This window comes from Thalassotalea sp. ND16A, from assembly GCF_000764205.1.
Taxonomy (GTDB): Bacteria; Pseudomonadota; Gammaproteobacteria; order Enterobacterales; family Alteromonadaceae; genus Thalassotalea_A.
This window is the reverse complement of sequence record NZ_JQDZ01000089.1, coordinates 1-14,598: the sequence shown is the minus strand read 5'-3', so window position 1 is coordinate 14,598 and position 14,598 is coordinate 1. Positions and strand designations below refer to the sequence as shown.

The 14,598-nt window shown below is 39.0% G+C and carries 6 protein-coding genes; 5 read left to right on the top strand and 1 reads right to left on the bottom strand.

Going from position 1 to position 14,598, the window contains the following annotated elements; all coding sequences use genetic code 11:
• The first annotated feature begins 407 nt into the window (after positions 1-407).
• The 4 genes from ND16A_RS05855 (at position 408) to ND16A_RS05865 (ending at position 9,306) form a co-directional block, all read left to right on the top strand.
• Positions 408-1,142: a SapC family protein gene (locus ND16A_RS05855; RefSeq protein ID WP_033078321.1), complete on the top strand. Its 735-nt coding sequence runs from the start codon at positions 408-410 to the stop codon at positions 1,140-1,142.
• Positions 1,143-1,415: 273 nt separating this feature from the next.
• The gene (locus tag ND16A_RS20000) at positions 1,416-4,385 is read left to right on the top strand and encodes a TonB-dependent receptor (protein ID WP_038028049.1); all 2,970 of its coding nucleotides are present in this window, start codon (positions 1,416-1,418) and stop codon (positions 4,383-4,385) included.
• A gap of 96 nt (positions 4,386-4,481) precedes the next feature.
• Positions 4,482-6,062 carry a tryptophan halogenase family protein gene (locus tag ND16A_RS05860; RefSeq protein ID WP_033078320.1) on the top strand — a complete coding sequence of 527 codons (1,581 nt, stop codon included), beginning with the start codon at positions 4,482-4,484 and terminating at the stop codon, positions 6,060-6,062.
• 118 nt (positions 6,063-6,180) lie between these two features.
• Positions 6,181-9,306, top strand: coding sequence for a glycoside hydrolase family 2 TIM barrel-domain containing protein (locus ND16A_RS05865; protein WP_033078319.1), 3,126 nt, complete (start codon positions 6,181-6,183; stop codon positions 9,304-9,306).
• 1,000 nt (positions 9,307-10,306) lie between these two features.
• On the opposite strand, the gene ND16A_RS05870 is transcribed toward ND16A_RS05865, so the two are convergent.
• Positions 10,307-12,532 carry an alpha-N-acetylglucosaminidase gene (locus ND16A_RS05870; protein WP_033078318.1) on the bottom strand — a complete coding sequence of 742 codons (2,226 nt, stop codon included), beginning with the start codon at positions 12,530-12,532 and terminating at the stop codon, positions 10,307-10,309.
• Between the two features lie 1,075 nt (positions 12,533-13,607).
• Between ND16A_RS05870 and ND16A_RS21375 the strand changes: the two genes are divergently transcribed.
• Positions 13,608-14,330 (top strand): PEP-CTERM sorting domain-containing protein, encoded by a 723-nt coding sequence (locus ND16A_RS21375; protein ID WP_235282163.1) that lies wholly within the window; start codon positions 13,608-13,610, stop codon positions 14,328-14,330.
• The last annotated feature ends 268 nt before the right edge of the window (positions 14,331-14,598 follow it).

Genomic DNA, 14,598 nt, shown 5'->3' with positions numbered 1-14,598 from the left:
GTGGTACAACAGTCGTCGCCTACATTCTTATCTGGATTACCAAAGTCCAAATAACTTTGAAGCGATGATAAACAATTTAGATATGGTTGCTTAACTGGGGTGACTGAATTTGGTTGACCAGGTCAGAATCCTGCATCTTCAAGTGGAACAGGTATAAACATGAGTACACAAGTTAGAATTTCTAACTTTGGAGGTAACTGCTAATTTCTATGATCATCTTCTATAGCTACAGAGTAAAACTAAGCCCCATGTTTTGGTAGGCTTATTTTTCAAGTATAGCTATAATTTATTATTCTTTCACAATAATAGCTATACTTGGTATATGATGTCTTACAACTTGACGTTGAATGGTACTTGAAATTATTTAACGTTCCACATCAGATCGGGTTTAAAGGAAAGAAAATAACATGAATATTATTCCACTAAGTAAACATGAACATCGCGAATATAAGGTAACTTCTAATACTAGTTTTATGCATAAAAGGCAATTTTGTGAAGTTAACTTCAGTGAGTTACGTCATGCCGCAAGTAACTTCCCTATTTTCTTTATTAAAGATGAGGCAACAGGGCAGTTTTGTAGTGTTGCTTTATTTGGCTTAAGTGCTGATCAAAACTTGTTTTCTCATCAAGACCGCTGGAGGGCACATTATTTACCTAATGCAAGTTCAGAGTTTCCATTATATTTATTGGAAACTGCCGATAATTCGGGAAAACTGAGTGTTTTTATCGATGTCGATAGTCAATTTGTCAGTACCGAAGAAGGACAATCCTTGTTTGAACTTGAAGGAATGAACAGTGAATATTTAGAACAAACTCTTGCTCAACTTAGGCATAATTTTGAGGATGAAGTAGCTACAAAAGAATTTTTATTAGTCTTGCTAGAAAAAAATCTAATAAAACCTTGGCAAGTTACGCTGCATTTTAAGGATGAGAAAACACATAATATCAAGGGCTTGTATACGATTGATGAGCTTGCTTTTGAGCAGCTCAGTAATAATGACATTGTTGAATTACATCAAAAAGACTATTTGGTCGCAATAAGCGCAATAATTATTGCTAAAGAGCAAATGTTAAGCCTAGTCGAAATTTATAATGAGCAGGAAGATAACGCTATAATTAAGATAAACACCTGTTATAAATAATTTTTATATTATGAACTGTGCTTGTTATACCCGTTACCATTCAAAGTGCTCTGAAACATGCATCTTGAATGGTAACGGGTATAGCTATAAAAAATTAAGTGGTAACGCTAAAGAATGGGGTAGCTCGATCTTGTTATAGCCTGAAGTTAACATTTTTAAACACTAATGCTTATTATTGAGCAATAAAGACACATTTTTACTTGTATGATAACATGAAGTCTGATAGTTTGACTGTGAAGTCAAAGAATATAAATACATGTTAGGGGAATAAAAATGCAAAATATTTCAAACGATAATGCAAATCTAATGTTTAGGAAAAATAAACTGGCAAGCGCAATTTTTGCTGTACTGGCTCCAATAACCATCTCTGGTGCTGCGGTAGCTGAAGAAAGCGTAGATAAAAAGAAAGCGGATGATACTGAGGTTATTGTAGTCACGGGTATTCGTGGCAGTTTGGTCTCTTCTTTACAGAATAAACGTTTTGAAGGTTCTGTTGTCGATGGCATTGCTGCTGAAGATATTGGTAAATTTCCAGATCAAAACGTTGCTGAATCTTTACAACGAATTACTGGGGTAACGATTGACCGTGATTCGGGTGAAGGTCGTAGTATTTCAATTCGTGGTTTTGGTCCAGAATTTAATAGTGTAATGCTTAATAATCGTACAGTGCCAACAGATAGCGGTGGCCGAGCATTCTCATTTGACCTGTTAGCTTCAGAATTAATCAGTGGCGCAGACGTTTATAAAACCTCTAGATCATCAATGGCTGAAGGCAGTATCGGTGGTTTAGTAAACATAAAAACAGCTAAGCCTCTTGAAATTGAAGGCTTTAGAGCTGTAGGCTCTACTAAAGCCATTTATGATACGTTAGCTGAAACAACTAACCCATCGGTATCAGGCTTAATTAGCCAAAACTTCGATGATGATTTTGGTATCTTAGCAGCATTTTCATATCAAAGTCGTGAAGGACGTACGGATGCAGCTAATGTTAGTCGTTATCGTGAAGATTTTGTTATCCCGGGTAGTGATCCTAAAGGGCCTACAACAACAGAAAAAGCTTGGCGCCCACAAAGTGCCGATCAAACTTACAAAGTTCAAGAGCGTGATCGCATTGGTGCTTCATTAGTTGGGCAATGGGCAGTGTCTGATAATTTATTAATAACAACTGATGTTATTTATTCAAAACTCACCGTTGATGACTCAACTAGCTCATTATCTCGTTGGTTTTCAAATCCTAACTTTAACTCAGTTATTGATGAAAATAATACCGTTCAATCACTTAGTCGTGTGCCTAAACCGCTTGTTTCACAAGGTGTCTATCAGTTGTGGGAAAATGGTGAAAGGCTAGGTACAGGTCAATGGAACAGCGCTAACCAGGGAATAAATGGTCGTGATGTGACTACGACCATGGTAGGTATAAATGCTAATTGGGAAGTGAGTGATAATTTCACAGTCGATTTCGATTTACAAACCTCTGGTGCTAAAGCGCGCTCAGGTGATAACTTTGGAGGCACCTTAGCTAACCCAACACAAAATGTTACTAATTTTGCCTTAAGTGGTGACGCCTTTTCATGGGATGGCCCAGCGATTGACTTTACTGGTACGCCGGATTCGTATTATGCCAATACAGTTTCATTTAATCAGACAAACCGTGATGATGATATCACTGAATTACATATTGATACTGAATGGACGCTAGATGACATGGGTGTGCTTGCTGCAATTAAAAGTGGCGTTTATTATTCAGACCGTGAAAAAATTAATGAAAGAAAAGAAACTAATTGGGGTACGGTAATTAGCAATTATAGAGGTTTTCATTATAATGCACCGGCTAGTATGATGAACACGGTTTCGCCATCGGGTGGAATTTTGGGAGGGAATGCTGGCTTAGTGAACAGTTGGTATGATTACAACCCACAAGATTTAGTCGACTTTTTCTTAGGTGATGAAATATTTGATCAATTACCTAGTTTTGGTAACCAAATCATTAACAATTTTGAAAACGGTGATCCAACTCATGCAACACGTGCTGATGCTGAAGCGGCAGCCGCAATAGCAGTTGAGAATGCACGAGAAAAACTTATTGCAGCGCAAGCATACATGCCTGAAGGGGCAAACGGTAGTCCACTTGGCGCATTTGCGCCTGAACATAATGCTGGCAAGTCATGGAAAGTGACAGAAGAAACCACCGCAGCTTATATTGAAGCGATATTAGAAGGTGAAGGTTGGTCTGGTAATATTGGTTTACGTTACATCAGTACTGATACCGCCTCATACGGTAACGGTAATGATCTTGTCGGCTTTAACATTGACTCAGCTCAAGGTGCTGGCATTCTAGATGTTGCATCAGGTCAAGATATTAGCGCAAGTTCAAGTTACAGCAAATTATTACCTAGCATGAATTTGAAGTTTGACCTCGCTGATGATGTAGTCGCCCGTGTTGCTTATTCTGAAACAATGACGCGTCCGCAATTATCACAGTTAACACCAACACAAAATTATAGTGGTACAGGTATATATGATGCTAATAACGAACTTCAGTTTGATGGCACGATAGTAGGTCAAAACGTTAACTTAAACCCGTATACTTCAGTGAACTTTGATCTAGCGGTAGAATGGTATTACTCTGATGATAGCTATATTGGTGCCACTTATTTTAATAAAGAGATTAAAGATTGGATAACTACTCAAACACGTCAAGTGACATTAGAAGTCCCTACTTATATTGATGATGTTCCTAGTGATGCAATGATGCTTGACTTTGATAATACCGCACCTTATAACAGCGATTCAGCTGATGCCTCAGGTCTTGAGTTTGCTCTAATGCATAACTTTGATAATGGCTTTGGTGTTCAGTTTAACTATACTTACATGGATAGTTCTGCTGCCTTTACACCAGGTCAAGAAAACTTGTCATTTGCGTTAGCAGGATTATCAAAAGATTCATATAACTTAATTACTTACTATGAAAACGGTCCGTTACAAGCGCGAATTGCTTACAACTGGCGTGGTGAATATGTTAAGTGTACTACATGTAAGAACGGTCAGCCTGAGCAATCAGAAGATTACGGCCAGTTTGATGCATCGGTAAGTTATGATCTAAATGACAACTTTAGTATTTTTGCTGAAGGGATAAACATAACGGATGAAGATACACGTACGTACAGCACGTATACATCACGTTTCCTATCTAAAACAGCAACAGGTGCTCGTTTCACCGTAGGTGTTAGAGCTTCGTTCTAATAAATAGTTAGTACACTGTGTAAGGGCCAGTAGTTTTACTTGGCCCTTTTTTATGCTAAAAATTATACTCAATAAACAATGCCACTTGGAGCAATCATGACTGATATACATAAGGATGATTTAGTAAAAGAGGTTGTCATTATTGGTGGAGGCACTGCAGGATGGTTAACGGCTTGTCATCTAGCGAAAAAGCATGGGTCTAATACACCGCAAGGGTTAAGAGTTACCTTAATTGAATCCCCCAATATCCCAACGATTGGTGTGGGCGAGGGGACTGTGCCTTCTATTTTAGAGAGTTTGCGTTACTTTGGTATAAGTGAAACAGATATTATCAGAGAATGCGATGCAACATTTAAACAGAGTATTAAATTTGTTAATTGGATGAAGCCAAAGGGAAATAGTCATAATAATTATTACCACCATCCATTTGATTACATCGATAGCAATCAATTTGATTTAACCCCTTACTGGTTAAATGGTCAATTTGAGGGGCATTCTTATACCGATACAATTGGCATACAGAGTTATGTGAGCGATCTACACTTGGCGCCTAAGCTAATGACTCATGAAGAATATGCGGGCATCAATGGCTACGCTTATCATCTTGATGCAGCTAAATTCTCTCAGTTATTAACCCGTCATGCAGTTGAAAAACTGGGCGTTAAGCATGTGCTTGCTGAAGTTAAGGACATAAGATTAACAGATTGCGGTGCTATAGATTCCGTAGTCACAGATAATCAAGGCGAGTTTTTTGCGGATCTGTTTGTTGATTGCACTGGTTTTTCTTCACTCTTGTTAGGGCAAACGTTAGGGGTTAACTTCATCAGTAAAAATGATGTACTCTTTGCTGATCATGCCTTGGCTATTCAAGTGCCTTACACTGACCCGAATCAAACTATACCCAGCTATACTATTTCAACCGCGCAAGAGGCTGGTTGGATTTGGGATATTGGCTTAAGTGAGCGCCGCGGTACAGGCTACGTTTATTCAGAAAAATACTCTAGTCATGCTAGAGCAGAGCAAGTATTTAGGGATTATTTAAGGCAGTCTATCGGTGACAAAGTTGACGAGTTACCCTGTCGTCGCATTGAAATGAACGTTGGCTACCGCGAAAAGTTTTGGGTAAAAAATTGTGTTGCGATAGGGCTATCTCAAGGCTTTGTTGAGCCGCTAGAAGCAACGGGTTTATTAATTTTTGATGATACAGCAAAAATGTTGGCTGAACTGTTACCAAGTAAAATGAGTACTATGCCTATTATCGCTGAGCGTTTTAATAAAAGCGGGCGGTATCAATGGGACAGAGTTATTGACTTTATCAAGTTGCACTACTATTTGTCTGATCGCGATGACACACCATTTTGGCGAGACAATCGCAGCCAAGAAAGCACGCCACAAAAATTACTTGATAACCTAGCACTGTGGCGTGAACGACCACCCAGTGATTATGATTTTATCACCAAGCAAGAGGTTTTTTACCGAACAAACTACCTGTATGTACTATATGGAATGGCATTTAATACTGACATTAGCGCTATTGCTTATCGTTATACGGAGCAAGGAAAAGCTGAGCAGAAGCACTCTCTTATCCTTCAGCAAAAGGCTAAAGTACAGGGGATGCTCTTACCACATCGAGAATTATTACAGCGGATAAAGCAATATGGCTTGCAAAAAATATAATCGCTAAAACGCTTCTACTGCACCTTCAATTAGATCGGCTATAGTCGAGCTAATTTTTCGTAGCCTTCGGTGATATCTGTAGGCTTATTTCATATCTATTTTTTAGGAGTACTGTGTGATGAAACGTTGCTATACAGTAATGTTATTATCTTTATTGGCCTTACAAGGCTGCATTTTGTCTCAGGGACCAGAGCCGTCAGACTTAAAGCCGGAATTAGAAAATCCAGCGGTGGTCGGCATTAACAAATTGCCTGCAAGGGCTTCGTTTTTTGCCTTTGAAAGTGAGACGCTTGCCAAGGCGAATAACAAGCATCAATCGAAAAACTTTTTATCACTTAATGGCTTGTGGAAGTTTAATTGGGTGAGAGATCCCAGTGATCGACCAGAAAACTTTTATCAGGTAGCCTTTAACGATTCATCCTGGCCTGAACTTGCCGTACCCGCAAACTGGGAACTTAACGGTTATGGCATTCCTATTTATGTCAATCCATCATTCCCTTTCAACATGGATAACCCAACACCGCCAGATATTCCTAATGGTTATAACCCTGTTGGCTCTTATCGTAAGACAGTGACATTGAGCGAACAGTGGCAAGGACAAAATATCTACATTCATCTAGGGGCGGTAAAATCAGCCTTTTATATTTGGGTTAATGGTAAACAAGTAGGTTACAGCCAAGGCAGTAAATTACCGGCTGAGTTTGATATAACCCAATTTGTCCACCCAGGTGAAAATATCATCGCGCTGGAAGTGTATCGTTGGAGCGATGGCTCTTATCTTGAAGCACAAGATTTTTGGCGAATTAGCGGTATTGAGCGAGATGTTTATCTCTACGCGACACCAAAAAGTCAGATTAAAGACTATACGGTTACCGCCGCATTAGACACGAGTTACAAAGATGGCTTGTTTGATTTAGCGCTCGACTTCTCTGAGCTGGCTACCCAGACAGCAACCGTCAGTGTTCAGTTGGCAGATTTGCATGGGCAAATGCTTTATACTGCCTCAAAGCCAGCAAATGACAATAGCCACTTTAATCACACCATTACTGATGTTGCTCAATGGTCAGCAGAGCATCCTAATCTCTACAATTTGCAAATAACCTTAGCTGAGGGCGACAATACTCTCCAGGTGATCCGCTCAAAAGTAGGTTTTAGAACCTCTGAAATCAGAGGTGGGCAATTATTGATTAACGGCAAGCCTGTATTACTTAAAGGGGTAAACCGTCATGAGCATGATCCGATTACTGGGCACGTCATTTCAGAAGCGTCAATGATTGAAGACATAAAGTTGATGAAGCAAAATAACATCAATGCGGTGCGTACTTCTCATTATCCAAATGATCCTCGCTGGTATGAGTTAACTGATCAATACGGCTTGTACGTAGTGGATGAAGCCAATGTAGAGTCACACGGTTTGGGTTATGGCGAACGTTCATTAGCGAAGAAAAAGGCGTGGCAACACGCTCACTTAGAGCGAATTGAGCGCATGTTTGAACGAGACAAAAATCATCCGTCTATCATTATATGGTCACTGGGTAATGAAGCAGGAGACGGCGTCAACTTTCAAGCGGCTTATCAGTGGATGAAGCACCAAGATAAAACCCGACCAGTACAATATGAGCGAGCCGAAGAAGCCGCGCATACCGATCTTGTTGTGCCTATGTATTCGCGAGTAGAACAGTTGATTGAATACGCTCAGAGTAAACCTTACCGCCCATTGATCATGTGTGAATATGCTCATGCGATGGGAAATAGTATGGGGAACTTGACCGATTACTGGGATACTATCCGAGAGTACCCTAGCTTACAGGGTGGTTTTATCTGGGACTGGGTTGACCAAGGGTTATTGGTGCAAGAAAACGGTGAGCGCTATTTTGCTTATGGCGGTGATTTTGGTCCAGAAGGCACGCCTAGCGATAATAACTTTCTTAATAACGGTTTAGTGATGCCAGATCGACGTCCTAGCCCTGCACTTGAAGAAGTCAAAAAGGTATACCAAAATATTTGGTTACGCATGACAGATCAGTCAAGCAAACAGTTTGAACTACACAACGAGTTTACTTTTACCGATTTATCATCGGTTGCGCTACATTGGCAGGTGATCGCAAATGGTGTTGTTGTTGAGCAAGGTATTATTGAAGAGCTTTCCTCTGAGCCAAGCACAAAAACAACAATTACAATTCCATTTTCAACGGAAATGAAAGCCGGTGTAGAGTATTTTATCAATGCCAGTTTCAAACTTAAGGGCGCGCAGCCTTTCTTAGCAATAGCTCATGAACTTGCTAAAGATCAAATCGCGCTGAGTAATCCCCATGCGACTATTGTTGGTGAACAGGGTCAACATTCAGAAGGGTTACTGTCATTTGATAAAAGCAAGGCTACTATTACTGGGCATAATGGAGCAGAGCGCTTCACTGTGCGTTTTAATCTTGAAAGTGGAGCGCTAGACTCTTACACCATTGCTGACAATGAATTAATGCTTAAGCCACTAGTGCCTAACTTCTGGCGCCCTATTACAGATAATGACTATGGTGCTGGAATTCATAACAAGCTTGGCATATGGCGTGATGCATGGAAAAATGCTCGTCTTACTGACTTTAACTGGATTAGTGTCTCAGATAATAAAATTATCGCTAAAGCTGATTATCAATTGTTAGCAGGTGCAAACTATAGCAGCACTTACAGCATTTATGCTGACGGTATGGTGGAGGTAGATAATAGCTTCACAGTTGGCACTGCCAAAGCACTGCCAGTATTACCTAAATTTGGTATGACAATGCAGTTGCCAGCCACTTTCACGCAACTTAAATGGTATGGTCGTGGGCCTCATGAGTCTTATTTTGATAGAAAACTCAGTGCCCTAGTTGGCATATATCAAAGTACGGTAGCTGAGCAATATCATCCTTATATTCGCCCACAGGAAGTCGGTAATAAAACTGATGTGCGTTGGTTGGAAATCACCAACGAAGAGGGTTTTGGACTTGCTATTGAAGGTGAGGGCTTACTGAATATCAGTGCGTTAAACTATACCCTTGCAGAACTAGGTTTAGGTGCAGACAATATTAAAAAACAAAAACACGCAGGCCAAATTCACGCGCGAGATCTTGTTGAACTTGATATTGATCACCAACAAATGGGTTTGGGTAGTATTGATAGTTGGCGCTCTTGGCCAATGAAAAAATATCTGTTACCAGCCAAATCTTACCAGTATACATTTCGGTTACGCGCTATTTCTGTAAAATAGTATAAATATTGTCCTGTAAAAAGCAGGGCTTGGCTCGTTTCAAAGTATATCGACTGGATTTTTTCCAGTCGATATTTTGTCAATAATCCACTTAACAATGCCCCTCAGTAATCCAAGATATTTTACGATTGATATCGCTAAAAGAATCTCTCTATTAGGGCCTTTTACCACGTCAGTACCTTCGTATTCCCGATGGCACGTTCAAACTTATTGGAATTAATACTGTTATTATCAAAGCAATAGATTATACCCGTAATCATTCAAAGAGCTTCATCGATGGGGCTACAAACGATTTATACTGCCTTATTGATTTTGGCGAGGGAACACCTTTCCCCACAATCAATACCTTGTTTAAATCTTTTTTTTCTCCCACTGAAACCTGCACTTTGAATGGTCACGGGTATATTACGCTAGATAAGCATAGGCAGTGCCGTTTGTCAGTGCTACTAATATCAACAATCGTATAAGAAAGTGATCGCTTAGTGATAATTTAAAGGCTTTTAGGCAAGGCGTTGATTGTAGGTAATGGCTATTCAGGAGAATGTGCTCCTGTATTCTCTAATTTGATACATTCCTGTAGTGTTCTTAGCAAAATAAATAACACAGTATATAAACCTTTACCTTTTTCGTCCTTTGAGAACGCATGGAACACCATGATAACCTAACAAAACATGCTTGATGTGAAATAACTTAAACTAGGTATATTTTGATGGCTCTAATGTGGCAATGCTGTTTTAAGTGGTCACTTTTTTATACGGAATGATATAAGGTATAATGCTGACAAAGGGGGACTGAAAATCTTGTAGATTTGAGTCCTGTATGAGTACACTTCTAGATGAAAAATAATTAAAAAATATCAAGTTAAGTTTATTTAGGACGGGTGATAGTTATAAAAAAAAGGGGGAGCAAAGCTCCCCCCAAAAGTACCACAGGGAGTGTGTGGTTTCCCTTATCTCGTCATGGGAAAGTCATTTCTTAACGAGATATGTGATTTGTCTGCTCACTGAGCATTAACGGTTAGTAAAAGCGCTTTCGCTAACTCATAAGGTGTTTTTAAGTTTTCTTGGTTGGTTTCTTCTTTTGCTTGAGTTTTAACCCAGTTATCTTCAAATACCCATAAGTTTGGCGGGGTAGCTTCAGTATGACCTGTTAATAAAGCCTCTTTATAATTTAAAAAGCTTACCCACCTTGGGTAGTAGTAATCTTTAATTAAACCAGACCATTCACGGTTTGAATAATCTTGTAAATTAGAATCTATCGGTGCCCAAGTAGTGATAATTCGTTTTGAGTTTTCTTCAAAGATTTTTTGATCGTCTGCATTGTCGGCAAATGTATTTGCTTTATTAAGCCAGTTACTCAGGGTGAATTCTTCAATAGAGCTTAAGAGATCATCTTGAACCAACATTGCTTCTAAGAATAAATCCTTCTGTTTTTTGAAGTCGGCTACATTTTTTCGCTGATAGCTTTTATTTAGTTTGGCCAGTATTTTTCTGCCTTTATTGGCAACAACTTGCCTTGCCACATCAATAAGATCGTATTGGTATGTTTCTATATCTTTTAATTTACTGCCTGCCTCGACTAATAAAGAAAGGGCATTCTCGAGTGCTTTTTCATTATAATATGGCCCGTAATTAGGAGCCCAGCTAGAAGCTTTTAAGGTTGTAAGCGAAGGGCGAGCAGTAAAAATATTTTCGATGGTTCCCTCTCGGTGGTATGGGCCTGAATGATACACGGTATCAGCTAATATCCGCCATGCAGCTTGAGCATGCGGGTTGGTTGCTCCGTATCTTCTTTCGCTGTAATCATCAAGCCATTGTCCTATATCCTGATAGCCTGCATTTCTGTCGCGCCAACGCATATCAAACATAAAGTCCATCACTACAGGGTTTTGTTCAATACCCTCCATGGCCATACCTAAACCAATCAAATTGTCTTGGTTGGCATTGTTAAATACCCCTAAAGGTGAAAACTGTTGAGCAATAGTGTCTAAATTCCCTGTTAAACCCGAGTTGCCACCAAAGTTTTGAATGATAGACCATGCCCAAGGCATGCCTTCAAATGCGGCATTGTTAGTGCCATCTCTATTCCAAGCGGGGCTTTCGTCTCCCCACAGATCTATCACCAAGGTATTGTCTATACTGAGAGAGCTAAGGAGATCTTTTCTTGGATTCCCATGCCAAGCCTGCAAAACCCAGACTGAGTCTTCATCATGGTCGAGCATTGACTGTTGGATTTTATTGGCTGCAGCGGGTACTAAAATGCCTGAGGTTTTTCCACCTTCATGGAAAGGATCCGCAGCAAAGTAGTTAACCTCGCCAAACACTTCCTCGATGGCGGTATAATAATGTTTAGCAAGTAGTGAAAAGGTTGTTTGGTTTGGGTTTATTAACGAGGGCCTGTCATAACCACCAGCCCAGCCTCCTTGAGGTAGAATAAAGGGCTCGGTTGCCGACTCACTTGCACTATTTCTGTTGGCAAAATCATTGGGGACTAACCCATAATAACCTGGAAGTACGGGGGTCATATCAAGTTCACGTAATCTATTGGCAATTTTTCGTCCCAATACTTTACGGTTATTAACTAAACTCTGGCTTATAGCGTCATTCGTTGAGTAAATATTGCCCATAAGTTGCCAAGGTATATGGGCGGGAAGTACTAACCAACTCCTGATTTCTTCTTCGGTGTAGCCAAAATGGATAAATGTTGAAATATAGACACTTTCAATACCTGAAATAATTAAAGGGTGTGTTATACCATTTAACGCCATTAAATCTATTTCTCTTTCCCACTCTTCCCATGACCAGTAGGGGGTTGAATAACCATGTGCGGTAAAGTTAAATTGATAATAAAGGTCAACAGGGCTGGCTTTTACTATTTTATCAAATGAAGCAGGGACTGTTACTTTATCTACTCTATCTCTCCCCCATGAGAAATGAGCTTGTTTGGTTACTCTGAGGTAGGTATGAAAAGCACTGGCGACTGCGGTAATATTATTACCTCGTAAAACAATTTTCTTATCGACTAATTCAACTTCAAATAGTGACTTATTGTTCTTAGGTTCAATTTTTTCTATGTGAAAAATATCATTTTTGCCAATTAATCTTTCAATTAAGTTAGCACTGTTTTGTTTAAATTCATCAACGCTTTGTGCTTGAGAATTGTAACTACAAACCAACAGCATAATTAAACTGATAATAGCGGAACGATAATTTTTTATATTTTTCATAAATAATCCAAAAGGATAAAAGATTTTTTGTTAGTTTGATATTGTTTGGCAATAAGGATTTTCTCAAGTCACCTTACTATACCCGTTACCATTCAAAGTGCTCGATTTCAGTGGGAATTAAAATGCCTTTAGGCAAGGAGAATAATTTAAGCATAGTCACTCTATGTTTTGATTATTTACCGCAGCATAAAGTCATTTTAAACCCATCGTAGAAGCGTTTGAGCAATTCCACTTCTTCGTTACAGTGACTTCGAAGGGAATAACCATTCCTTCATCAATGCGCCTTGAATTGAAATCGCTCAACCGCTCTGAAACATGCATATCGAATGGTAACGGGTATAAAATAGATAAACTATTACGCTTTGCTAAATCTAAGTACCGTCTATTTTCTCAATTATAGTTTGAGAATTACCTCTTATTATCGAATAATTCAGTCTGTTGAAATGAACTGACTATCGCTGTTGAGCTAACTTTAGAGGCTTTTATCAAGTAATAATTACTTGTCACATATCACACATCTTACATGCTGACAAGGGTAATGTCAACACATTCTTCCGCTATCAATCAGGCGTAGAGTCGTAGTTTTGACTGTATATCCAAGCGACTTCAAAATGCTCGTTTCAGGACGCCTGAGCGACTCATGGTCAAGGCTTGTATTTTATTAATGGTTGCCCCCTTAATTAACTACATAACGATGAACATGATTTGCTCAGACATCCCTGAATGGCTGGTTTAGAAACGCTTCATACATCGTTATTAATTTCGACAATAAAATAACTATTCTCTTCAATCAATGCCTTGTCTAAAGGCATTTCTAATTCCAGCTGAATCCTGTATTTTGAAGTGGCTTGGGTATATACCATTCAAAAATCAAATGAACTTTAATCACTACGTAGAGTTGTGTCAGCTTTTTTTACATCTTTTCATTTATTTAATTTAAGGGATGAGTTATGTACCTGAAAAATTGAGGGTTTTACAGTCTGGTGTGATCTATGCTTATCATATAACCATACATCAATGTGTTACTCAGAAGAGCTACAAACCAGGTAGTAAGGATCATCAATTGAAAAAAAATATGTTAAAACCATTATTTGTTGCGTTAAATTTGTCCGTTATGTCGATTGCCAATGCTGGGCTTATTGAGATAGATACCAATTTTGGTAATGGTGCCGACTCGTACATTCATAATGGAAAAAAGGATAGCAATTACGGGAGTGCTAATACGCTATTGTTGAGAAATGATGGTGATAATGGATGGCATCGTCAGAGTTATATTCGTTTTGATTTAAGTGATATTACTGAAACCGTGGCTAACGCCTCATTTGATTTAGCATTAACCTATAACATCCTCACCGATAATGATGCATTAGTCGCCAATGTATTTGATGTCGAAGTTTATGGTTTACTTGATAGCTCGGTTGGTAATAACTGGAGCGAGAATGCCATTACTTGGAACAATGCTGCGGGAAATAATGTTAACTCGAATGGCTTTACAAGCGACTTTTCATTATTGGGAACTCTCTCATTGAAGGACATAAATGTTGGCGATCGTTTTACACTTGATAACGACGCTTTAGTGAACTTTATCAACAATGATTCAGATAACTTAGTTACCTTAGGTTTAAGACGAGTAAATTCGGTAAGAACAGATAGCTCATTTCAATTTGCAAGTAAAGAAAATGCAAATAACGGTGCGCCGATGTTATCGTTAACTACTACAGCAGTGCCAGAGCCAGGAACACTCGCCATTTTTGGCTTGGGATTAATCGGCTTAGCAACAAGACGTTTTATTAAGTAATTTACTTCGCTATAAAAAATACTGCTGGCTTAAAACAGTATTTTTTGGTCTATAGCAACCCTGTAACTTACTTTAGGTAATTTACAGGGATAAATTATATCTTTCAAACCCCTTTGACTTTAATCATAAAGCGATAAGGGCTGACGTGGTTTAATGGATTCGACTACCCCAGTTAAGAGATAATAGACTTAACTGGAGAAAAAAAATGACAGCACGTAAAAAATATTCAAAAGAATTTAAGCTTGATGCAATAGCATTAGTCGTTGAA

Bases quoted from the DNA above. Each gene is read 5' to 3' on its own strand.
- ND16A_RS05855 (WP_033078321.1), top strand. From the start codon at position 408: ATGAATATTATTCCACTAAGTAAACATGAACATCGCGAATATAAGGTA.
- ND16A_RS20000 (WP_038028049.1), top strand. From the start codon at position 1,416: ATGCAAAATATTTCAAACGATAATGCAAATCTAATGTTTAGGAAAAAT.
- ND16A_RS05860 (WP_033078320.1), top strand. From the start codon at position 4,482: ATGACTGATATACATAAGGATGATTTAGTAAAAGAGGTTGTCATTATT.
- ND16A_RS05865 (WP_033078319.1), top strand. From the start codon at position 6,181: ATGAAACGTTGCTATACAGTAATGTTATTATCTTTATTGGCCTTACAA.
- ND16A_RS05870 (WP_033078318.1), bottom strand. From the start codon at position 12,532: ATGAAAAATATAAAAAATTATCGTTCCGCTATTATCAGTTTAATTATG.
- ND16A_RS21375 (WP_235282163.1), top strand. From the start codon at position 13,608: ATGTTAAAACCATTATTTGTTGCGTTAAATTTGTCCGTTATGTCGATT.